The following is a 21,754-nucleotide window of genomic DNA, read 5'->3' as shown; positions in this document are numbered from 1 at the left end:
CGTGCGCCGACCACTATCTTTAAATGAAACGGCGTTCCGCTCTCGAGAACGTCAACGAAGTCGACGGTCTTCAAGGCAGTCGGGACAAAATGCGGTGAGGGAATGACAGAGTTAGCTGATCCCAAGGTCGAGGCGCGCATCGACGCGTTGTTGAAAGGCGCGATTGATCCGCATGTGCATAGCGGGCCGTCCATCGCGCCGCGCGGCATCGACCACGTCACGTTGCTTCGGCAGGCCTCGCAGGCGGGTTTCGCCGCGGTCGTTACCAAGGATCACGACTACAGCGGTGTCATGACGGCCGAGCTGATCCGGCAGCACTTTCCCGAGCTGAAGACGAAGATCTATTCCAGCATCGTGCTCAATAATGTGGTGGGCGGTCTCAACCCCTACGCGGTTGAGCACACCGCTGCGCTGGGTGGCAGGATCGTCTGGCTTCCCACGCTGGCCGCTGCAAACCATCTGCGATGGCAGGCGTCTGCTCAATGGGTGCACCCGGCTTCCACCGAGCGGATGCGACCGGTTACCGCCATTCCGGTGCTGAACGACGACAAGTCGGTACGCGACGACATGAAGGAAATTCTCGATATCGTCGCGCGCAACGACATGGTGCTGGCCAGCGGCCACCTGCATGTCAGCGAGACCTGGGTGATCTTCGAAGAGGCGCAGCGCCGCGGCGTCAAGCGCCTGGTGTTCACTCATCCGGAGGACATCGTCGACGCGTCGTTGAATGACGTCAAAGGCATCGCGGCAATGGGGGCCTTCGTCGAACACTCGCTCTGCATGTTTCTCGACGGCTGCAAGTTCAAGAGCCGCGAGGCCGAGGATCTGCGCGACCAGATCGAGGCCGCGGGCGTGGAGCAGACGATGCTGTGCTCCGACCTCGGCCAGACCGGAACATTTAGCCCGCTCGACGGCTTCCGCCGTGGCATCAGGCTCTGCATGGATCTGGGCTACGACGACGATCAGATCCGCAAGATGGTCTCCAGCAACACCGCGCGCGCGCTTGGCATCGAAGCGGATGTAGCTGCGGCGCGGGCCAGTTAGCCTTCCGGACAAGATACAGGCTCAGGCCGGCGCATCGTGAAACGCCGGCTCCCAGAATTGACACCAAGGGAGATTCCACATGTACGACACCACCGATCCGAGGGCCAAGCTTGCGCCCGCAGCCGCAGGCGCCGCGCCGGCAGGTCCTTTCGGTCAGGCCGAATATCTCCGCTTCTACGACGAGCCGCCGCAGGAGGATGGGCCGTCAGGCAGGAGCTGGTATGGGCGGGGGCAGAACTTCCTACTCGTGCATACGGAGGGAAAAGCCGGCGGTGTGCTGGCGCGTGAGGAGCAGCCGGACGAATACGCCGTGCTGTTGTCCGACCCCAAGGTGGTCGTGGAGATCACCACGGCGGAGGGCACGAAGCGTGTCAACGGCCGGTCGCTGGCCTTCGTGCCGCCAGGACGGTCAAGCATCAAGATCATTGAAGCCGGCAAGATCGTTCGCATCTTCACCACGCGGTCGGAGGATCTTGCGGCGAAATGCGCCAATGCAGCATCATATGCCACGGCCAAGCCTTACGTCGCACCGCTGGAGCCGTGGCCCGCGCCGAAAGATGGCTTTCGTCTGCGCGTCTACAGCCTCGACGTGCCGCCGGAGCCGGGCCGCTTCGGTCGTATCTGGCGCTGCACCACCATCATGGTGAACTATCTCGACGGCTATAACGGCCCCCGCGATCCCAGTAAACTGTCGCCGCATCATCACGATGATTTCGAGCAGTGCTCGCTCGCGGTTGAAGGGGAGTTCATTCACCATTTGCGCTGGCCCTGGACGATCAACAAGAAGAACTGGCGCAAGGACGATCACGAACTGTGCAAGACCCCGTCAATCGCAGTCATTCCGCCCCCCTCGATCCACACAACCGAGGCCTGTGGAAGTGACTTCAACCAGCTCGTCGACATCTTCTGTCCGCCGCGGCTCGACTTCTCGCAGAAGCCCGGCTGGATTCTGAACGCCGATGAATATCCGATGCCGTAACCGGCAGTCCACCCAGCAACGGCAACAGGATTATCAAAGATGACAACTGCTTCCACATTCCGGCAGCGCATGCTTGGTGGCCAGAAACTTGTCGGCACGTTTCTGAAGACACCGACCGGTCACGGCACCGAAATCCTCGGCGATATCGGCTATGATTTCGTCGTGATCGATCAGGAGCACGGTCCATTCGATCGCACCAGCAGCGACATCGCGCTGATGGCTGCGCGGGCAACCGACACGCCGGCGCTGGTTCGGGTGCCGGGACCGGAGGCCATTCTCTCGGTGCTGGATTGCGGCGCCACCGGCGTCCTGGTCCCCCATGTGAAGAGCGCGGCCTATGCGCGCGAGGTGGCGGCAATGTTGCGGTATCGCGGCGGCAGCCGCGGTTTTGCGACCAGCACGCGTGCGGGTCGCTATTCCGGCATACCGATGTGGCGGCACATTGCGGATTCGGATACCCGGATGGTGTTCGTAGCCCAGATCGAGGATCCGGTGGCGCTGGACGAGATTGACGCCATCGCCGCCGTCGACGGCGTCGACTCGCTGTTTATTGGGCGGGGCGACCTGACCGCGGCCTTTGGCGATGAATCGAAAGATCCGCCCGATGTGTTGCGCGCAGTCGAACGCATCTCGGAGGCAGCACGCAAGGCCAACAAGCCGATCAGCGTCTATGTTGGCAATGCGAGCGAGGCCGCCTGGTTGAATTCGCTCGGCGCCAACGTCTTCGTGCTCTCGTCGGATCAGGGCTTTCTGCGCCAGGCGGCGACTGCCGCCCTGCGCGATGTCCGGGACAAGGTTGGATGAGCACGCGTTAGATCGATCAATCTGCAATCAGCGCTCAAGCTGAAAAAACAGACAGGGGGACGGAGACATGAGACCACACAAGGCGTCAATTTGCGCCACGCTGTTCGCGCTCGCGCTGGCACTGCCGGCGTCAGCGCAGCAGACGATCAAGATCGGATCGTCGCTGGGTTTGACGGGATACGGGTCGGCGACCGACGGTCACTGGCGTGACGGGATGCAGATCGCCATTGAGGCGGTCAATGCGCAAGGCGGCGTCCTGGGCAAGAAGCTCGAACTGGTGATCGAAGACAACAAGTCGACGCCGCAGCAGGCAGTGGTCGTCTATCGGAAAATGATGACAGACGACAAGGTCGCCGCCTTCGACAGCGGCTGCATCTCGGCCGGCAACTTTGCCGCCGCGAGCTTCGTCTCCAGAGCCAAGTTGCCGATGTTTCTCTGTTCCATTCTGCCGCGCCAGCCGGACGAGCAGAAGTGGGCCTTCCAGTTCCTGCCGCCACCCAAATTCGAGGTGGATGCGCGCTATCAGTATCTCAAGGACAAGACCGATATCCGTAAGGTCGGAATCCTCTCCGATCCGAGCCCATACAGCCTGTTGATGCGCGGCCTAGCGGAAAAGGGCGCCGAGGAATTCGGACTGACCGTCGTGGCCAATGAGTCCTACCAGCAGGACGACGCCGACTTCAGCGTTCAGATCGGGCGCATCAATGCGGCTGGCGCCGGGGCGATCATCATGCTGGGGCAAGGCAATGCGGTGGTAACCGTCGTCAATAACATCCGCAGCCTCGGCCTGACCAAGATGCTGATGCTGGGCAGTATCAACGAGCTCGATATTCTGCTCTCGGCGGGCAAGGTGCTTGGCGACCAGTATCTGGTCCCGTCGCCGCTTATTCAGGTGGCAGCCGACGACATCAAGGTCATCACGGATCCCGCCGCCCGCGCGGCCGCGGAGCCGTTCGTCAAGGCGATGAAGGCGAAGTTCGGCAAGTCCGACAACGCGCAGGCCTCGCGCGCCTGGGACTCGATCATGATGATGGCTGCCGCCATGAAGAAGGCGAATTCGACCGATGGGACGGCCGTACGCGATGCGTTCGAGAAACTCGGCCATTACGACGGTGCGGGCGCGTCCTACGACTTCAGCGCGGAGAACCATATCGGGATTATCAAGAATCCCTACGTGATCGCCTCCGTGAAGGACGGCGTTCTGGTTCTCAAGAAGTGACGGCGATGGCGGATATTGTCCCCCTGATCGCTGTCCGCGATCTGACGGCCCGCTACGGTCATATCGAAGCGCTGCGGTCGACCGCGCTCCATGTGGCGCCCGGTGAGTTCGTGACCATTCTGGGACCGAACGGAGCCGGCAAGACCACCTTGCTTCGCGCCATCACGCGGCTGATCGCCCGCACCGGGCAGATTGTGTTCAACGGCCGGGATGTCACTCATCTACGCACCCATGAGCTGGCCGGGCTCGGTATCATCATGGTGCAGGAAGGGCGGGGCCTGTTCGGTGACATGAGCGTGCGGGAGAATCTGCAACTCGGCGCCTTCAAACTGTCCGGACCGCAGGCCCACAGCGAGCGGCAGCTGGAGAAGGTGTTCTCCCTGTTTCCACGGCTGCGCGAGCGTATCGACCAGACCGCATCGTCCATGTCCGGCGGCGAGCAGCAGATGCTGGCTGTCGGCCGGGCACTGATGGCCGATCCAAAACTGCTCATTCTCGACGAGCCGTCGCTCGGCCTTGCGCCGCGCGTCGCTTCCGAAATCCTGTCGACGCTCGGCGCCCTCAACAAGGAGGGTCTGGGTATCTTGCTGGTCGAGCAGAAAGCGCCGCTGGCGCTCAAGCTCGCCCAGCGCGTTTACATTCTTGCCTCTGGAAGCGTTCGGGCCGAGTTGCCGACGCACGAGATTGAATCGCACCATGACCTTGCTCGCTATTACTTCACCTAAGCCGGTTGCGCGTCTCGACCGGTTCTCCATCGGCCTGCTTGGGGCAGGCGCGCTGCTGTTTGTCGCCGTGCTGATCTATGGCGGCTATCTGCTGACGGTGATGCAGCTCGCGATGATCTATGGCATCTTCTGCCTCGGATTGAATTTCTTCATGGGCTATACGGGGCAGGCCTCGTTCGGCCAGAACGCCTTCGCCTGCATCGGCGGCTATGGCAGCGCCATTCTCTGTGTGCAGTACGACTGGGAGCCTGCGCTTGCCCTGATCGCCTCGATGGGCGTGGCGGGAATAGCCGCGCTGGTGATTGGCTATCCGACGCTGCGTCTGCGCGGCCACTATCTCGCGATGGCGACCTTCGCGCTGGGCCTCATTACCTATGACATCTCGGTCCAGTGGACCAGCCTGACCCAGGGCTATATGGGCTATGCCGGCATTCCACCGCTCGGCATCGGAACGCTGACCGTCGAAGACGAACGGGTGAAGCTGCTCTGTCTCGGCGGGCTGCTGCTGGTCGGTTTCTGGATCTCGCAGCGTCTGCGCGATTCCCGTTTTGGCCGCGGACTGCGCGCCATTTCCGGAAGCGAGAACGGCGCCGCTGCGCTCGGCATTCGGATTTCGCGCTTCAAGCTTATCGCCTTCGTCATCGCCGGATTGTATGCGTCGGCCGCCGGATCGCTGTTCGCGCATACGGTCGGCTTCATCAGCCCCGAAGTGTTCGGTCCGCAGATGGTCATCGTAACCTTTACGATGCTCTATGTCGGAGGCGTCGGTACGCTGATCGGTCCGGTGATCGGCGCAATCGTCGCATCGCTGTTACCGGAAATCTTCCGCAGCACCGGCCGCTTCCAGGACATCGCCTACGCGCTGGTGTTGCTGTTGATGCTGATCTATGCGCCCAAGGGCCTGTCGGCACTCGGTGGACTGTTTCGCCCGCGCAAAGACAAAGGGGAGGCGTGACCATGGCTCTCCTCAAGGTCAAAGGTCTTACCAAGCGTTTCGGCGGGTTGTTTGCCAATAACGAGATCGATCTCGACGTGCCGCAAGGCAGCCTGTTCGCGGTCATCGGTCCGAATGGCGCGGGCAAGACGACATTCTTCAGCATGATCTCCGGCTTCCTCAATTCGACCTCGGGAAGCATCGCCTTCGATGGCCGCGACACCACGCGCATGCGCCAGGATCAGATCGCCGCCATGGGGTTGATCCGGACGTTTCAGCTCGTGCAGCTGTTCAAGGGGATGTCCGTCGCCGAGAATGTCGAGGTCGGCTGCCACCTCGCCACCCGAGGCGGCGTCGCCGCGGCGCTGCTGCGGCCCTCCTGGTTTCGCCGGCAGGAAGCCGAGGTTCATGAACGGGCGCGCGAACTGCTCGATTTCGTCGGGCTCGGCGCACAGGCCGATTTGGATGCCGAGCTGCTGCCCTATGGCCAGCAACGTCTGCTCGAGGTCGCGCGCGCCTTGGCATCCAGGCCGCGACTTCTGCTGCTCGACGAGCCGGCCGCCGGTCTCAATACGCAGGAGACCGATGGGCTTGCGCATATCATCCAGAAGATCAACCGCCAGGGTACCACGGTGCTGTTGATCGAGCACGATGTCGGTCTGGTCACGCGGATCGCACATCGGATCGCCGTGCTCGATTTCGGCCGGAAGATTGCCGAAGGCACGCCGGACGAAATCAAGGTTCATCCCGAAGTCATTGCCGCCTATCTCGGCGTAGAGGAGGCAGCACATGCCTAGCGCAGTCGAACTCGTCCAGAGCCTCGTCAACGGCGTCGGTATCGGACTGATCTACGGACTGGTCGCGATCGGATTTTGCGTCATCTACAATGCCAGCGGCATCGTCAATTTCGCGCAGGGCGTGTTCGTCATGCTCGGTGGCATGTTCGCACATACGATGCTGACGCAATTCGGCCTGCCGATCTATGTCTCGGCGGTGCTATCGACGATCCTGGTCGCGGGCATCGGCGTTCTCGTCCAGATCGCTATCATCAATCCGATGTGGCGTCGCAAGGCGCCATTGTTCGCGATCATTCTTGCGACGCTGGCGATCCAGCTTCTGATCGAACAGGTCGTCATTCTCACTCTGGGCGATCAGCCGCGGACCTATCCGGAATTCACATCCGGCGGGCCGTTGAAGATCGGGCCGATCGCGATCGGCTATCAGTTGTTCTGGGTGCTCGGCTGCGGCGCCCTGATGGTGTTCGCTCTGACGCAATTCTTCAACCGCACGCGGATGGGACGCGCCTTGCGGGCCTGTTCGCAGAACCGCGAGGCCGCCGCATTGCTCGGCATTCCCGTCGAGCGCATGCTGATCGTGTCCTTCGCACTCAGTGCAGCGCTGGGCGCCGCCGCCGGCATTCTCATCACGCCAACGCAATATACGGCCTACAGCGTCGGAGGGCCGTTCGGCATCAACGGTTTCATCGCGGCGATCATCGGGGGCTTCGGCAGTGCGCCGGCGGCGCTGATCGGCGGCATCTTCCTTGGCGTCATCCAGTCCGGTGCCATCGTGTTCTTCGGCGCGGGCTTCAAGAACATCGTGGCGCTGACGGTGCTGCTCATCGTGCTGCTGTTTTTCCCCAGCGGGTTGTTCGCCGGCCGGGCCAAGAGCGCCTGATCCGATGATGTCGCTTGTGAGAGTATCGCGATGAACGTCCTGATGATCTATGCGCATCCCGAGCCGACCTCCTTCACGGGTGCCCTGAAGGATGCCGGTGTCGCGACATTGCGGCAGGCCGGCCACGCGGTGGTGGTGTCCGATCTGTATGCCGAACGGTTCGATCCGGTCGCCGGCCGACACGACTTCAATGCCGTGGCGGACGCGGAACGTTTTCACTATCAGACCGAACAGGCCCATGCGCACGGCACCGGCGGTTTCGCGGCCGACCTCGTGCGTGAGCAGCAGCGCCTTCGCGACGCCGATCTTGTCGTCTGGCTCTACCCGATCTGGTGGGGCGGCATGCCGGCCATTCTGAAGGGCTGGTTCGACCGCGTCCTTGCCTTTGGCTTCGCCTATGCCGATGGCCGCCGCTTCGACAGCGGCTTCTTTCCCGACAAGCGCGGTCTGCTGTGCCTCAGCACCGGCGGCACCCGGCAACGGTTCTCGGCTGGCGACGCTTATGGCGATATCCAGACTGTGCTGTGGTCGGCACAGCGCCTGATGATCGAGTATCTTGGCATGACAGCTCTTGAACCGTTCGTCGCTTACGCAGCGCCGCGCGTGGATGCCGAAGGCCGCGAAGTGTATCTGCGGCAATGGAGCCTGCGATTGCAAAAGGCAGTCGAAGACATAGCGCCGCACGCCGGCATCGCAGCGGTCACTCCCACGGAAACAGGCAGGCCATGAGCACCAGCGATCAAGGGTGGCCCGACCGGGATTCGTTGAGCAACAAGGTCGTGCTGGTCACGGGCGGGTCGCGCGGGATGGGAGCTGCGATCGCACGGCGTTTTGCCGGCGCGGGCTGTCGTGTGGCGATCGGCTACCGCAATGAGTCCGCGGCGGCGCATGCGGTACTCGGTGATATCGCCGAGTTGGGCGCGCAGGGCATCGGTGTCGCCGGTGATATTTCCTATCCGGACGACGCGCGGGCGATGGTTGCGCAGGTCATTGCGCAGTTCGAGCATCTCGACATTCTGGTGAACTGCGCCGGCATTGCCGAATACCGGCCGTTCGAGGCGATCGACTCCGAAATGTTTCGCGCCACCTTCGATACCAATGTCCTGGGCACGATCGCGGTCATTCAGGCGGCGCTCCCGCATCTGACCGCACCGGGGGGGCGTATCATCAATTTCTCCTCCGCGCTCGCGACCCGGCCGATCCCGACCACCTCGATCTATGCGGCCTCCAAGGCGGCGGTTGCTGCTCTGTCGCATGCCCTCGCCAAGGAGTTCGGCCCGCGCGGAATCACGGTCAACACGATCGCACCCGGCGTCATCGAGACCGACATGACGACGCAGATCCTCGCCGAGCGCGGCGCGGGGATCGCAGCGATGACACCGCTCGGGCGCATCGGGCAGACCGACGACATCGCCGGTGTGGCGCTGTTTCTGGCGTCGCCGGATGCGAAATGGCTTACCGGGCGGACGATCATCGCCGATGGCGGCGTGAGCTGACAGTTCCGCTGTGGAATCGAATGACGTCAGCTCGACAATAGTTCGGTGGCATTCATACGCCGACCATGTCGGACCCTCTGCCCTGCACACCCGATGATATCACTATGCATGCGCGACCCACGGCATGCTCTCCATTTTGCGGAGCGACTCACTCAAGCGATCGCCGGCAATGCAGCAGCGAGGCGATACGAGCTCCATTGGTAGGCTCGCGATCATCGCTCTCGGCGCGCTACGCGCATGCGTTTCGATAGTTGTTCGCGAAGACGAAACGGCACCCTTCATTTGTGCGTAAATGCAACGCGAATGACACACTCCGTTCATCATTGGCCCGAAATTCGCCGCCGTCGTTGACAGGCCGATCTCTCCATCAATATCTTATATCAAAACGGCGTTACGCCCTCGCGTACATCAAGCGCGAGCTGGCGATGGGCGGCCAAGTAAGATTTCACTGAGGAAACGAAGGCAATTCGGAGGGCTATCTATAATGACGACTATCAAGACTCTTGTTCTCGGCTCGGCGGCAGGGATTCTGGCGATCGGCGGTGCACACGCAGCCGATCTTCCTGTGAAGGCCAAGGCGGTCGAATATGTGAAGATCTGCTCACTTTACGGCGCAGGCTTCTATTACATCCCGGGCACCGACACCTGCATTAAGATCGGCGGTGCACTTCGCATCGATACCGCGTTCAATGCCGCGAGCAATTATGACGTGCCGTACTGGTTCGGCGGCGCTGGCGGTAACAATCTTTACACGAAGGACTATTTCAACACCAAGCCGCGCCTGACGCTGACCACCGATACGCGCACGGCGACCGAATATGGTCTGCTTCGCACATTCTCTAACATTCATTTCGACTTCGCACAGGGACGTGAAAGCATCGCCGGCGGCTTCGTCGAAGTAGACTTCGCGTTCATCCAGTTCGCAGGTTTCACCTTCGGCAAGGCCGTCTCGCAATTCGACCCGCAATGGGCGCTCGCCAAGCCGACCATTGCGTCCGGTTTCTTCGCGGGCTCCAACAATGCGACGGGCATTCCGCAGCTGGCCTATACGGCGTCGTTCGGTAACGGCGTCTCCGGCACCATCTCGCTCGAGAACGCGTCGCCCTATCGCAATGCCGGCCTGTGGAACGTGAACACGTTCATCGTGGCGCCCGGTGCCTCGCAGTTCACCGGCGCATTCTACGGTTCGTCGTCGAACACCTTCCTCGGCAATGCCGCCGGCGGCAACCATATGCCGGACGTCGTCGGCAACCTGCGCCTCGATCAGGCATGGGGCACGCTGCATTTCGCTGCAGCCCTTCATCAGGCGACGGCGCAATACTACACCAATGAACCCTCCGGCCACCCTGACGATGCCTATGGCTTCGCCGTGAGCGGCGCCGTCGAGTTCAAGAACCTGCCAACCGGCGCGGGCGACAGCCTCAAGCTGGAAGCCTCCTACGCCAAGGGCGCCGCGAAATACGTCTTCGCGGGCACCGTCGATACGCTGGGCGGCGGGCGGTTCGCCAAGTTTGATGGCAACACCGTTGGCTTCGGCTATGTTCTCGATGGCGTCTATGCGCCCGGCGGCCAGATCGTGCAGAGCTCGGCCTGGGAAGTCAGCGGCTTCTTCGAGCATTACTGGAACCCGGCGTGGCGCACCTCTCTGTTCGCCAACTACAGCCACATCTCTTACGGCGACGCGGGCAATGCTCTGTTGGCAGGGGCATTCGCCTCGACCACGCGGGGCTTCGGTACCAGTTCGTCCTCGGCAGCGGCTTCGTCCGCCGGCGTTCTGTCTGGGACCAGCAACAACTTCGACTTTGCCACCACGCAGGTCGGCACCAGAACAGCCTGGACGCCCGTTCAAAATCTGACGCTCTCGGCGGAATTCATCTACAGCCGCATGGATCAGAGCCTGGGTGGCACCTACACCGGCAACGTCGTGGGCAAGCCGGCGGGCACATCCTACGCCGTGCGCGATCAGAACCTCTACAACGGCGCGGTTCAGATCCTGCGATCGTTCTGAGCCTGATCGACCACTGGGGCGGTGTTGAAAACAAGAGCCCCCGGCAGACGTGCCGGGGGACTGTTTACGCAAGCGCGTGAGCGAGCCATGCCGTACAGCGGAACGGCGGCACATTCCGCAACTTCGATAGCGGTTTGATTGTAGGACATCGAACAGGGAAAGCGCTGCGGAAGATGGCGCTGAACAAGCGGGCACAGCCTGCATCGTAAAAATCGGAGGAAACATGCGTGCATTGCTAGTCGGCCTGTGCGGTCTCGTGCTCGCCCTGACGCCCATTCACAACGCCGCCGCGCAAGGATGGCCGGAACGGACCGTCACCATGATCGTGCCGTTTCCGGCAGGATCCGCCGTCGATACGCTCGCGCGCGCGGTCGGTCAGGCGCTGAGCGAGGCGCTCGGCAAGCAGTTCATCGTCGACAATCGTGCGGGGGCAGGCGGCAGCATTGGCGGTGCGGCCGTGGCCAAGGCGAGCGCTGACGGCTACACGCTCCTGTTTGGCACGCCTGCGCCGATTGCGCTCAACAAGCTGATGTATAAGGGGCTGGCCTATGATTCCGAAAAGGATTTCACGCCGGTCGTTCTCGTCGCCAAGTCCCCGCTCATTGTAACTGCGCGCGCCGACTTTCCAGCGAAGACATTCGAAGAGCTGATCGCTTATGCGAAGCAGAACCCCGACAAGGTCAATGTGGGACATCCCGGCAACGGCACGCTCGGGCACATCACGTCGGAACTGGTGCAGAGGTCCGTCGGCGTCAAGATGACCAACGTGCCGTATCGCGGCACATCACCGCTGATGACGGATTTGCTCGGCGGTCAGATCGACATCGTCATCGACTTCATGCCGACCTATGTGCCGCTGGTCACTTCGGGAAAAGTTCAGGCGCTTGCCGTCACGACCAGCCAGCGGGCCGCGCAACTGCCGGCCGTACCGACAGTGCAGGAGACGGGCTTCAAGGGCTTCGAGGCATCAGCGTGGTACGCCATGGTCGCGCCGACGGGGACATCGCCCGAAATCGTCACCAAGTTGAACAGCATCGTGAACAGCTTTCTTCAGAGTGAAAAGGGAAAAGCTATTCTCGGGCAGAATGCATTGCTGGGCGTCGGTGGATCGCCGGACGATCTCAAGGCCTTCGTCGCGGCCGAACTCGCCAAGTGGCGGCCGGTAATCGAGGCGGCAAAAATTGCAATGTAGCAACGGCGAGGCCGGCACCGCGCAGTGCAGCGTTATCCCAGTTGCACTGGTCCAGGCACGTCGTCTGACGATCGGGAGTGATTGAGTGACCGACATGATCCGCATCGATGTTCCCGCGCTGTCGACTCCCGCTGTGGCACTCGTCACGGGCGGCAGTAGCGGGATCGGCAAGGCGACAGCGGCGCGCCTAGCCGCCGCCGGATCGGCTGTCGTGGTCGGCTACAACAGCCGCAAGGAACTGGCGGAGGATGTCGTGCGCGGGCTGCAGGGCACCGGCCATCTTGCCCTGCGCATCGCGATCGACGATCCATCCTCTATCGCCGAAGCCGCGGCGCGGGTGGAGAAGGAGCATGGCCAGCTCGGTGTACTGGTCAACTGTGGAGGCGCCACGACGCCAGTGTCCGCGAACGATCTCGACGCGCTGACCGACGAGATCTTCGACCGCACCGTGACCATCAATCTGCGGGGGCCTTTCGCCATGGTGCGCGCTTTCCGTCCATTGCTGGAGCGCGGCAGCGGCGCTGCCATTGTGAACATTTCGTCCATTGCCGCCCGCACCGGGCTGGGAAGCAGCCTGGCCTATCTGTCCGCCAAGGCGGGCGTCGACGCGTTGACTATCGCGCTCGCGAAAGTGCTCGCACCCAAGATACGCGTGTTTTCCATTTCACCGGCCGGCGTGGATACGGATTTCGTCGCCGGCCGGACGCGGGAACAGTTGCAGCGGGTCGCCGAAAAACTGCCGCTTGCCCGCATCACGACGCCCGACGATGTCGCAAGAGCGGTGATGGCCTGCATCGTCAACCTGACGAGTTCAACGGGGATCGTCGTGCCGGTGGACGAGGGCAGGCATCTTTAAAACACACGGCAGCGGGAATTACGGCGAGACAGCGACGGCGGGGCGTAAACCCGGACACAATGGCTACGCCTCGTATGGGCGTCACGGGTGGAGAAGATGGACAAGCTGAAGTTCTATATCAATGGCGCCTGGGTGGATCCGGTCACGCCGTCAACTCTTGAAATTTTCAATCCTGCGACGGAGGAGGCCTTCGCGCGGATCAGCCTGGGTACCCGCCAGGATGTGGACCGGGCCGCGCAGGCGGCCCGCCGCGCCTTTGCAACCTATTCCGAAGTGAGCGTGAAAGACCGGCTCGTCTATCTTCAGAAGATCATTGAGGGCTTCAGGGCACGTCTGCCGGAACTGGCGCGGATGATGACGCTGGAAATGGGATCGCCGATCACCTTTGCGACAGAACGCCAGGCGACCGTTGCGCTGTTTCATTTCGAGGAAGCTGCGCGCGTGCTTGCGGACTACAGGTTTGAAGAACCGATGGGAGGCGGGGTCGTTCGCCGTGAGCCAATCGGTGTCTGCGGCCTGATCACGCCGTGGAACTGGCCGTTGAACCAGGTGGCTTCGAAGGTCGCGCCAGCACTGGCCGCCGGCTGCACGGTCATTCTCAAGCCGAGTGAGATCGCGCCGCTGAGCTCCATGCTGTTCGCCGAGATCGTGCACGACGCCGGCATTCCAGCGGGTGTGTTCAATGTGGTGAACGGCGATGGTCCGACGGTGGGTGAGGCAATCGCCGGCCATCCCGAGATTGACATGGTGTCATTCACCGGATCGACAGCCGCCGGTGTTCGGGTGGCCAAGCTGGCGGCGGATACCGTCAAGCGCGTCGCGCAGGAGCTGGGCGGCAAGTCCGCCAATATCATCCTTCCGGATGCCGATCTGAAAGCTGCTGTCATACAGGGCGTTCACGCCTGCTACACAAATACGGGCCAGAATTGTCAGTCGCCCACGCGCATGCTGATTCCGCGCGCGCAGCGCGACGCAGCCTTCGCCGCGGCAAGTGAAGCCGTCAGCAGAATCCGTCTCGGTGATCCGCTCAATCCGGCGTCCACCATGGGGCCTTTGGTGAGCCAGTCACAGTTCGGGAAAGTGCAAGACCTGATCCAGTCCGGCATCGACGAGGGCGCGACCCTGGTAGCGGGCGGAACGGGCCGGCCGGCCGGGCTCAATCGCGGATATTACGTTCGTCCCACCGTGTTCGGCGACGTGACGTCGCAAATGAGGATTGCGCGCGAGGAGGTGTTCGGTCCGGTACTGTCCATCATGAGCTATGACAGCGAGGATGAGGCCATCGAGATCGCCAATGATACGCCGTTCGGACTGGCGGGCTTCGTGCAATCGCGTGACCGTAACCACGCGCGCTCCGTCGCCAATCGCATCCGCGCGGGACGTGTTTACCTCAACGGCGCTGCATTCGACCGCAGCCTTCCGTTCGGAGGATACAAGCAGTCTGGTAACGGGCGCGAGTTCGGGGTTTTCGGCTTCGAAGAATATCTGGAGGTCAAAGCGATCATTGGGTAGCGAATCCGGCTTCGCCCCAAAACACGATAGCGGTTCGCCGCAAGTAGTCCGCCACGAGGCTGTCGTAGCTCTCGCGGCGCCGCGGTCGCGCGCTTCCTCCAAGTTGGCGCGGTCGCACATTTCTTCCCGCGGGGAAAGTTGGGCTTCGACTTTGAGCCCGTGCCCCACAAATTGGCCGGGTCAGGTCATACGGCCTAAAGGACTAGACGTGACCTGTGGGCGGCTCTTGGCGCAAAGCGGAAACTGGGACATTGCGCGCCGGCATCGCAGGCGTGAGAATATACTCCGGCAAGGCCTGGGTGTGAACTTTAAACCCATAAGCGAGCAGCCTGAGCCTCGCGATGAAGATTCCTGGTTTTCGAAGCCTGCGATAGGAACGCAAATAGGTCATAGCGGAGAATCGATGACGTCTCGCTACGTTCAGAGCGCGGATGCGATTGCTGTACGCTGCCGATAGTGTTGTGAAGAGAACTCTCAAAACTTATGAAGCGAATCAAAGTTGGTAATATCATGCAACAGCGAGCGATCGCGTAAAGGGACGAGCGCCAAGCGTCTTCGACGGATGCTCTCCGAAAAGAGTGTGGTAGTAGTAGGCGAAACGCCCCAACTCGATAAATCCATGTTCGATTGCGACTCTGGCCACTGTGGTTTGCGTCGGATCGCTTTCGCGCAGGATGGAATGAATGTCGCACAAGCGCTTGTGGCGCAAGAACGTCACCGGTCCCATACCCAGAACCTCATCAAATGCCCGATGAAGGCTTCGACGAGATACAGCGAACTCGGTGCAAATCTCCGAGATATGTACTGGCCTCGTGCCTGCCATATCGATGTAGTTTTCGACGCTCCGGACCAGCGTGGTGGCGGACATGTGTAGCCTTGCGGTGTCAGACGGCAGTGAATGCAGGACAGTTGCCGTCATGGCATCCGTGATTGATCGTCTCCAGAAATCGGCTGATTGTTCAGGTAAATCGCCAGTCGAATCCGCGAGGCGCGAGGCAATCTTGCGCAATCTATAAATCGCTATCGCGCCGAGGCGTGGATCGGCCTTATAGTGGTTCTTTACACTCCATGTCGCGGGATCGGCCAAGTCTGTTGCGCCGCCGAAGATGCTGGCGACGTCCGTCAAATCCAGACGAATGGCGGCGTAGGAGGAGGCGCCAAAAAACCTGCCGTCATGGTCGATGCTCGGCGGAATAACCAGAACGTCGCCGGGCTGCATGTCGTACGACCAGTGCGTTACGCGATTGCTGGATCCCAGCAGCATTCCGATGATGAGCTTTTGCTCATTCGACGTTCGCTGCGTTCGAATTCCGGCTGAGAATGATCCAATGCTGAGAGAGAAATTCCCGATTCCTACGTGGGTCAGAGAACCACGAAGCTTGCCGCGCTCAAGTTGCATCACGTCCACGTGGGAGCCGTGAACTGCTTCGCGAAAACCCTCGAAGTCATTCACGCGGGCGGTTGTCACCGAAAGCTCACTCATCTTGTCGTCCCTTTCAATAGGACAGCAACAGGGTGAAGCGCCGCTCAGACCAGCCTAGAACTTGGCCTTGATCGCTGACGGCATCGGCTTCACCGAGGAATCGGCGGCCAGGGGCAGCGAGACGGTGAAGAAACCCGATGTGCCCTCCATGCGATTTTGCGCATCAAACTCACGATAGACTTTGATACGCGTAGAAATCGGCAACTTTCCAACTTCAAATGTATGTCCGACGGTTCCACCGAGCGCGACGACACGGCCCTCGAACGATCCAAGTCTCGCGCCGCTGCCGCTGTCACCGGTGAATTGCTGATAGTAATAGCCTACGAGACCGATGGTGAATTCCTTGGTGATATACTTCGAGGCGGCCCATTCCAGATGGAATTCGTCGCCGGTTTTGTAGTCCGTCGCCCGGTTGGTTTGATTGAACGTGGCGCCCATCGCCATGGATAAATCAATACCGATTGTCGGGTCGAGCCATGTCAGCGCGCCGTAAATATCTACCCCGGGCCTATTCAGCGACGCATTGGACAACTGGCCCGCAACGTAGCTTCCGGAAGGGATGATTCCGCTCACGCCAAGCTGCCAGTGGAAATTTCCTGAATGCCATCCCACAAAAGAGCTTACGAGGAAGTCGCTGACATTCAGTTGTGAGTCACTAACGTTCGCGCCGATCGGTCCCAGGCGCGGTGAATTCACCAGCAGGCCCGCGTTCACCCGCGGTTCGCCAAATGTCGGCACGGTGGCGGAGAAGGCCAGATCGCCGCCGAATATTTTCGCGGGCGTCACCCAGATCGTGGTTGGAAGATTCATCCAGGTCGTGGCGCTAACGTTCGCAACCAGCAAGCCTCCGAACGGGAGCGTTCGCCCACCGCCGATCTTGCCGTCATAAAAATACGTGTCGTCCTGGAAGTATAATCCCGGGGGCGGTGTAAAACCGGCCATCGGGCCGCGAGCACCGAGCAGATAAACACCGACCGCGCCTTCTGCCGCTTTTGCATTCTCGGCGGCAGCTGCAACAAGCAGCATCGCACCGAAGCCAAAAATCATACGAGAACTATATCGCATCATACCTCCGCCCAAAGGAATCAGCGTGCGACCGCGCATATGGCCGATTGCAATCTAAGCGGAGTTTTTGCGGAACAACAACCTCGAAGTCAGGCGTGAAAACTCGTGCTGACTTTTAGGAAAATTGCGAGCCGCGACGAGTGTCCCCTTAATCCTGACGGTACGATCGAGAACTTTGGCACAAACTGCACATCCCAATTTCAGATCCTGCGCATAGTGTGTTCGTCGCTGGCCATCAAGCGAGCTGCGTTATCGCTCGACGCGGCCAGAGTTTGTTTTGCTAAAAATTCTTTGCGTTGAACAAGAAGGGTCAGACACCATGACCTTCAACGATTCAAGGCTTCGCCGGAACGCTGCGATTTTCTTCGTGGCAGGACTCTTCGTCGCAGTTCAACTTGCGCCAGCGACCGCCGCCATGCCCGGTCATGGCGCATTGCACAAACGACGAGTCAACGACACGTCAGCGGTTGTCCCGGTCGTGGTTGTGCACAGAGGCCGAGCCGTCGTCGGTCCGCGCGGCGGTGCTGTTGTGCGCCGTTCAACCGTCGTTCGCCCCGGCGTTCGTCCCGTTCGCCCGGCCGTTCGGCCTGGTCGCTGGGTGCGCCCCGGGTGGTACAGGTGGCCGCCCGGCGGTGCGATCGCGGCAGGTGCTGCCATCGGTTTCGTGACAGCAGCGACGGCGGCCGCGTGGGCGGGGTCTCCGCCAGCGCCCGGCTATTGTTGGTACTACACGGACCCAAGCCAGAGACAGGGATTTTGGGACGTTTGCCAATAGTCGATGGTTGGTGAGATGCCATGACAATGTTGCGCGCGGACATCGAGCGAAGCGATCAATCAGCGGACGATCTCCGAATGGACGGGATGATGTGGATTCCGGGCGGGACCTTCCGCATGGGATCGGATCATCATTATCCAGAGGAAGCGCCAAGTCATCGTGTGACCGTTGACGGCTTCTGGATCGACAAAACGCCTGTCACGAACAGGCAATTCAAGCAGTTCATGAAGGCCACCGGGTATGTGACCCTCGCCGAAATTCCACCGGATCCGAAGGACTATCCCGGCGCACTGCCTCACATGCTTTATGCGGGTTCGCTGGTGTTCACCCCGCCGCGCGAGCCGATCGATCTGCGCAATTGGGCCGAGTGGTGGTCCTTCGTGAAGGGCGCCGACTGGCGGCATCCCTACGGACCCAAGACCAATATCAACGTGCACGACAATCACCCTGTCGTGCACGTTTCGTATTCGGATGCACTCGCTTACGCAAAATGGGTCGGCAAGGAGTTGCCGACCGAAGCAGAATGGGAGTTTGCCGCGCGCGGTGGCCGCGATAGCGCAGAGTTCGCATGGGGCGACGAGTTCACGCCCGGTGGTGCGCATATGGCCAATACCTGGCAGGGTGAGTTCCCGCGGCAAAACCTCGGTCAGGACGGCTTTGAGCGCACGTCGCCTGTGACGGCTTTTCCGCCGAACGGTTACGGCATTCACGACATGATCGGCAATGTCTGGGAATGGACCAGCGACTGGTATTCCCCGAAGCACGAAACTGACGCGCCGAAGGCCTGCTGCATTCCTGAAAATCCGCGCGGTGGCCGTGAAGACCAAAGTTACGACGCCTGTCAGCCGAACATCAGAATTCCCCGCAAGGTCCTCAAGGGCGGTTCACATCTGTGTGCGCCAAACTATTGCCGTCGCTATCGGCCGGCCGCGCGCCACGCCGAACCGGTCGACACGTCGACCAGCCATGTCGGATTTCGCTGTGTGACAAGGAAACTCGCTACGTAATGACGTTCAACTTCTGTGTGAAGAACGGAGAGTACAATGACGAGCAGTGCGAAAGACCGGGACCAACTCGAAGCTCCATCCAGCGAGGCCGACAATCACGCTCTCAGCCGCCGCAATATTCTGCTCGGCTCATCGGCACTCATGGCAATGGCGGCAATGACGTCGGCCGCAGAGGCTCAGACGCAGAAAGCTGCACCTACTCCAGGACCCGCGCCAGCACCCGCTGCCCCGTCCGGTCGTAAGCCAAATATCCTCATCATTTGGGGCGATGATGTCGGCATCGCCAATATCAGCGCCTACTCGAATGGGCTGATGGGTTATGAAACTCCGAGCATCGATCGGATCGCCCGTGAGGGCATCAGGCTCCAGCACTACTATGGCGAGCAGTCCTGCACCGCCGGGCGCGCCGCCTTTCTAACGGGGCAGCACGGGATCCGCACTGGCCTGACCAAGGTCGGCTTTCCCGGCGCCCCAATGGGCATGAACCAGCTCGATCCGTCCATTGGCGGCCTGCTCAAGAACCTCGGCTACGCAACGGGACAGTTTGGCAAGAACCACGTGGGCGACCGTAACGAGTCGCTGCCGACCGTGAATGGCTTCGATGAGTTCTTCGGCAATCTCTATCATCTGAACGCCGAGGAGGAGCCCGAGTTGCCGGATTATCCCAAGGATCCGGCTTACAAGGCCAAATTCGGTCCGCGTGGCGTTTTGAAATGCAAGGCGACTGATCGCGATGATCCGACCGTCGATCCTCGCTTCGGCAAGATAGGCAGACAGACCATCGAGGACACCGGCGCTCTTACCAAGAAGCGCATGGAGACGATCGACGACGAGACGTCCGCTGCGGCAATCGACTTCATGAAGAGACAACAATCGGCGAACAAGCCATTTTTCGTGTGGTTCAATGGTACGAGGATGCATCTGCGCACCCATGTGCGCGCCGATCATCGCGGACGGTATACCCATGGCGACAGCGAATACATCGACGGCATGATGGAGCACGACGATACTGTCGGCTCCTTGCTCAAGGCGCTGGACGACATGGGCGTCGTGAACGACACCATCGTCGTTTATTCAAGCGACAACGGTCCCCACATGAACACATGGCCGGATGGCGCCATGACCTGGTTCCGGTCCGAGAAGAACACAAACTGGGAAGGCGCCTTCCGCGTGCCCTGTCTGGTGCGCTGGCCCGGCGTGATCAAGCCCGGCACGGTCAGTAACGAAGTCATGAGCCACAACGACTGGATTCCAACGCTCTGTGCTGCGGCCGGAGAGCCCGACATCGTCAACAAGCTCAAGGCGGGGTACACGGCCAACGGCATCAATTACAAGGTGCATCTGGACGGATACGACCAGTCTAGCTTCCTCCGTAACGTGAGCGGTACGGCCGCAAACAACAACGGCACGAAGAGCGCCCGGACCAAGTTTTTCTATGCCGACGATGATGGCTTGCTCGTATGCATGCGGCAGGGCGACTACAAATACGTGTTCTCCGAACAGCGCAAGGAAGGAACAATGGGTCTATGGGCCGAGCCCTTCACGACGCTTCGCCTGCAGAAGATTTTCAACCTGATGCAGGACCCGTTCGAGCGCGCAGACATCACATCCAACACCTTCTGGGACTGGCAGATGAATCACGTGGGCAGCGCTTACGGGATGATGGATGATGTCTTCCAGTTCATCGAGACCTTCAAGGAGTTCCCGCCACGCTCCTTCCCGCCGAGCTTCAACCCGGCGAACCTTCTGGAAGGCATGATGGACGACATCAAGACGAAGAAATCGCTGAGAGAAGGGTTGGATATCGACCGGATTCGCGGTGGTTTGAACAGGGCGATTGAACAGCAACTCCAGCAGCGCGGAATCAAGTAGCTCGCTCCGCATAGAGACCGGCCTGCTCATGGCGGGCCGGTATAGATTTCCTGCAGCCTCAAACCAATCGGTGAGGTTTCGCATGTTTGCATCTTCCTTTGCGGTGCTTCTGCGCACGGCTGTGCTTTTAGTTCTTGTGTTTTTTTCCGTGGCGTTGCCGCACGGAGCCGTGTTTGCCCAAACCGATCCGCTTCCGTCCTGGAACGACGGCGCGGTCAAGAAATCGATCACAGACTTCGTCGGGCGCGTCACGACGCAGGGCGACGCGGATTTCGTGACGCCTGCCGAGCGCATCGCCGTGTTCGATAATGACGGCACGCTGTGGTGCGAGCAGCCGGTCTATTTCCAGGCCGCATTTGCGCTCGACCGCGTCAAGGCCATGGAGGTGCAGCATCCTGAATGGAAGCAGCAGCAGCCGTTCAAGGCGTTTCTCTCCGGCGACAGGAAGGCGCTGGGGGAGCAGGGCGAGAAGGGCCTGCTGACGCTGGTGGCCGCGGCGCATAGTGGTATGACCACGGATGAATTCGCGACGTCCGTCGCCGACTGGCTGGCCTCCGCAAAACATCCACGCTTCAACCGGCCGTATAACGAGCTGATCTATCAGCCGATGGTCGAACTGCTGGCCTACCTTCGCTCCAATGGCTTCAAGACGTTCATCGTCTCCGGCGGCGGCGTCGAGTTCATGCGGGTATGGGCTGAAAAGGCTTACGGCATTCCGCCCGAGCAAGTGGTCGGCTCAACCGGCGTCACGAAATATCAGCTCGACGCCGCGGGCAGGCCATCGCTGCTGAAGACGGCGAAAGTGCAGTTCATCGACGATGGGCCGGGGAAACCTGCCGGCATCAACATGACAATTGGCCGCCGTCCGATCTTCGCCTTCGGCAATTCCGACGGAGACCATCAGATGCTGCAATGGACCATGGCGGGAAGCGGCCCGCGATTCGCCGGCATCGTGCGCCATACCGACGCTGCGCGCGAATATGCCTACGACCGCCCGTCGAAGATCGGGCAGCTCGACAAGGCGTGGGACGAGGCGAAGGCAAAGGGGTGGACCGTCGTGGATATGAAGAGCGATTGGAAGACAGTTTTCCCCTTTGAGAAATGAG

19 protein-coding genes are annotated in these 21,754 nt (G+C 60.9%); 17 read left to right on the top strand and 2 right to left on the bottom strand.

All coding sequences use genetic code 11. The features are described from left to right. The first annotated feature begins 102 nt into the window (after positions 1–102). From BLW80_RS15660 to BLW80_RS15595, 14 genes are all read left to right on the top strand, one after another. A complete protein-coding gene (locus BLW80_RS15660) occupies positions 103–1,044 on the top strand; it encodes a DUF6282 family protein (RefSeq protein WP_093758666.1) in 942 nt (313 codons plus the stop codon). A gap of 79 nt (positions 1,045–1,123) precedes the next feature. Beyond that, the gene (locus tag BLW80_RS15655; RefSeq protein WP_093758665.1) at positions 1,124–2,023 is read left to right on the top strand and encodes a cupin domain-containing protein; all 900 of its coding nucleotides are present in this window, start codon (positions 1,124–1,126) and stop codon (positions 2,021–2,023) included. Between the two features lie 39 nt (positions 2,024–2,062). Then, positions 2,063–2,827: an HpcH/HpaI aldolase family protein gene (locus BLW80_RS15650; RefSeq protein ID WP_093758664.1), complete on the top strand. Its 765-nt coding sequence runs from the start codon at positions 2,063–2,065 to the stop codon at positions 2,825–2,827. 67 nt (positions 2,828–2,894) lie between these two features. Next, positions 2,895–4,046 (top strand): ABC transporter substrate-binding protein, encoded by a 1,152-nt coding sequence (locus tag BLW80_RS15645; protein ID WP_093758663.1) that lies wholly within the window; start codon positions 2,895–2,897, stop codon positions 4,044–4,046. A gap of 5 nt (positions 4,047–4,051) precedes the next feature. Next, positions 4,052–4,771 carry an ABC transporter ATP-binding protein gene (locus BLW80_RS15640; RefSeq protein ID WP_244528255.1) on the top strand — a complete coding sequence of 240 codons (720 nt, stop codon included), beginning with the start codon at positions 4,052–4,054 and terminating at the stop codon, positions 4,769–4,771. Beyond that, positions 4,743–5,726, top strand: a complete 984-nt coding sequence (locus tag BLW80_RS15635) for a branched-chain amino acid ABC transporter permease (RefSeq protein WP_093758661.1) — start codon at positions 4,743–4,745, stop codon at positions 5,724–5,726. Before BLW80_RS15640 ends, BLW80_RS15635 begins: the two co-directional genes overlap by 29 nt. 2 nt (positions 5,727–5,728) lie before the next feature. Beyond that, on the top strand, positions 5,729–6,502 hold the full coding sequence (locus BLW80_RS15630) for an ABC transporter ATP-binding protein (protein WP_093758660.1): 774 nt from the start codon (positions 5,729–5,731) through the stop codon (positions 6,500–6,502). Next, entirely contained in the window at positions 6,495–7,382 is an 888-nt protein-coding gene (locus tag BLW80_RS15625; RefSeq protein ID WP_093758659.1) for a branched-chain amino acid ABC transporter permease, read from the top strand. Before BLW80_RS15630 ends, BLW80_RS15625 begins: the two co-directional genes overlap by 8 nt. Before the next feature lie 30 nt (positions 7,383–7,412). After that, a complete protein-coding gene (locus BLW80_RS15620) occupies positions 7,413–8,111 on the top strand; it encodes an NAD(P)H-dependent oxidoreductase (RefSeq protein ID WP_093758658.1) in 699 nt (232 codons plus the stop codon). Further along, the gene (locus tag BLW80_RS15615; protein WP_093758657.1) at positions 8,108–8,878 is read left to right on the top strand and encodes an SDR family NAD(P)-dependent oxidoreductase; all 771 of its coding nucleotides are present in this window, start codon (positions 8,108–8,110) and stop codon (positions 8,876–8,878) included. The genes BLW80_RS15620 and BLW80_RS15615 overlap by 4 nt, the downstream gene beginning before the upstream one ends. Positions 8,879–9,362: 484 nt before the next feature. Further along, positions 9,363–10,886 (top strand): porin, encoded by a 1,524-nt coding sequence (locus tag BLW80_RS15610; RefSeq protein ID WP_093758656.1) that lies wholly within the window; start codon positions 9,363–9,365, stop codon positions 10,884–10,886. A 223-nt stretch (positions 10,887–11,109) separates the two neighbouring features. Further along, a complete protein-coding gene (locus tag BLW80_RS15605; RefSeq protein ID WP_093758655.1) occupies positions 11,110–12,078 on the top strand; it encodes a Bug family tripartite tricarboxylate transporter substrate binding protein in 969 nt (322 codons plus the stop codon). A 94-nt stretch (positions 12,079–12,172) separates the two neighbouring features. After that, positions 12,173–12,934, top strand: a complete 762-nt coding sequence (locus BLW80_RS15600) for an SDR family NAD(P)-dependent oxidoreductase (protein ID WP_093758654.1) — start codon at positions 12,173–12,175, stop codon at positions 12,932–12,934. Between the two features lie 96 nt (positions 12,935–13,030). Next, positions 13,031–14,446, top strand: a complete 1,416-nt coding sequence (locus BLW80_RS15595; RefSeq protein WP_093758653.1) for an aldehyde dehydrogenase family protein — start codon at positions 13,031–13,033, stop codon at positions 14,444–14,446. Positions 14,447–14,954: 508 nt separating this feature from the next. On the opposite strand, the gene BLW80_RS15590 is transcribed toward BLW80_RS15595, so the two are convergent. Both BLW80_RS15590 and BLW80_RS15585 read right to left on the bottom strand, forming a co-directional pair. Beyond that, entirely contained in the window at positions 14,955–15,929 is a 975-nt protein-coding gene (locus BLW80_RS15590) for a helix-turn-helix domain-containing protein (RefSeq protein ID WP_093758652.1), read from the bottom strand. Between the two features lie 54 nt (positions 15,930–15,983). After that, positions 15,984–16,976: a SphA family protein gene (locus BLW80_RS15585; protein ID WP_244528253.1), complete on the bottom strand. Its 993-nt coding sequence runs from the start codon at positions 16,974–16,976 to the stop codon at positions 15,984–15,986. A gap of 819 nt (positions 16,977–17,795) precedes the next feature. On the opposite strand from BLW80_RS15585, the gene BLW80_RS15575 reads away from it, so the two are divergent. From BLW80_RS15575 to BLW80_RS15565, 3 genes are all read left to right on the top strand, one after another. Continuing rightward, positions 17,796–18,776: a formylglycine-generating enzyme family protein gene (locus BLW80_RS15575; RefSeq protein WP_170849717.1), complete on the top strand. Its 981-nt coding sequence runs from the start codon at positions 17,796–17,798 to the stop codon at positions 18,774–18,776. 36 nt (positions 18,777–18,812) lie between these two features. After that, positions 18,813–20,648 carry an arylsulfatase gene (locus BLW80_RS15570; RefSeq protein WP_210185329.1) on the top strand — a complete coding sequence of 612 codons (1,836 nt, stop codon included), beginning with the start codon at positions 18,813–18,815 and terminating at the stop codon, positions 20,646–20,648. An 82-nt stretch (positions 20,649–20,730) separates the two neighbouring features. Next, complete coding sequence (locus BLW80_RS15565; RefSeq protein ID WP_210185335.1) at positions 20,731–21,753, top strand: HAD family hydrolase; 1,023 nt, start codon at positions 20,731–20,733, stop codon at positions 21,751–21,753. The last annotated feature ends 1 nt before the right edge of the window (position 21,754 follow it).

Source organism: Tardiphaga sp. OK245 (assembly GCF_900108575.1).
GTDB classification, from domain to species: domain Bacteria; phylum Pseudomonadota; class Alphaproteobacteria; order Rhizobiales; family Xanthobacteraceae; genus Tardiphaga; species Tardiphaga robiniae.
Note: the sequence above shows the minus strand (reverse complement) of the source record. Positions and strands in the feature narration are given on the sequence as shown.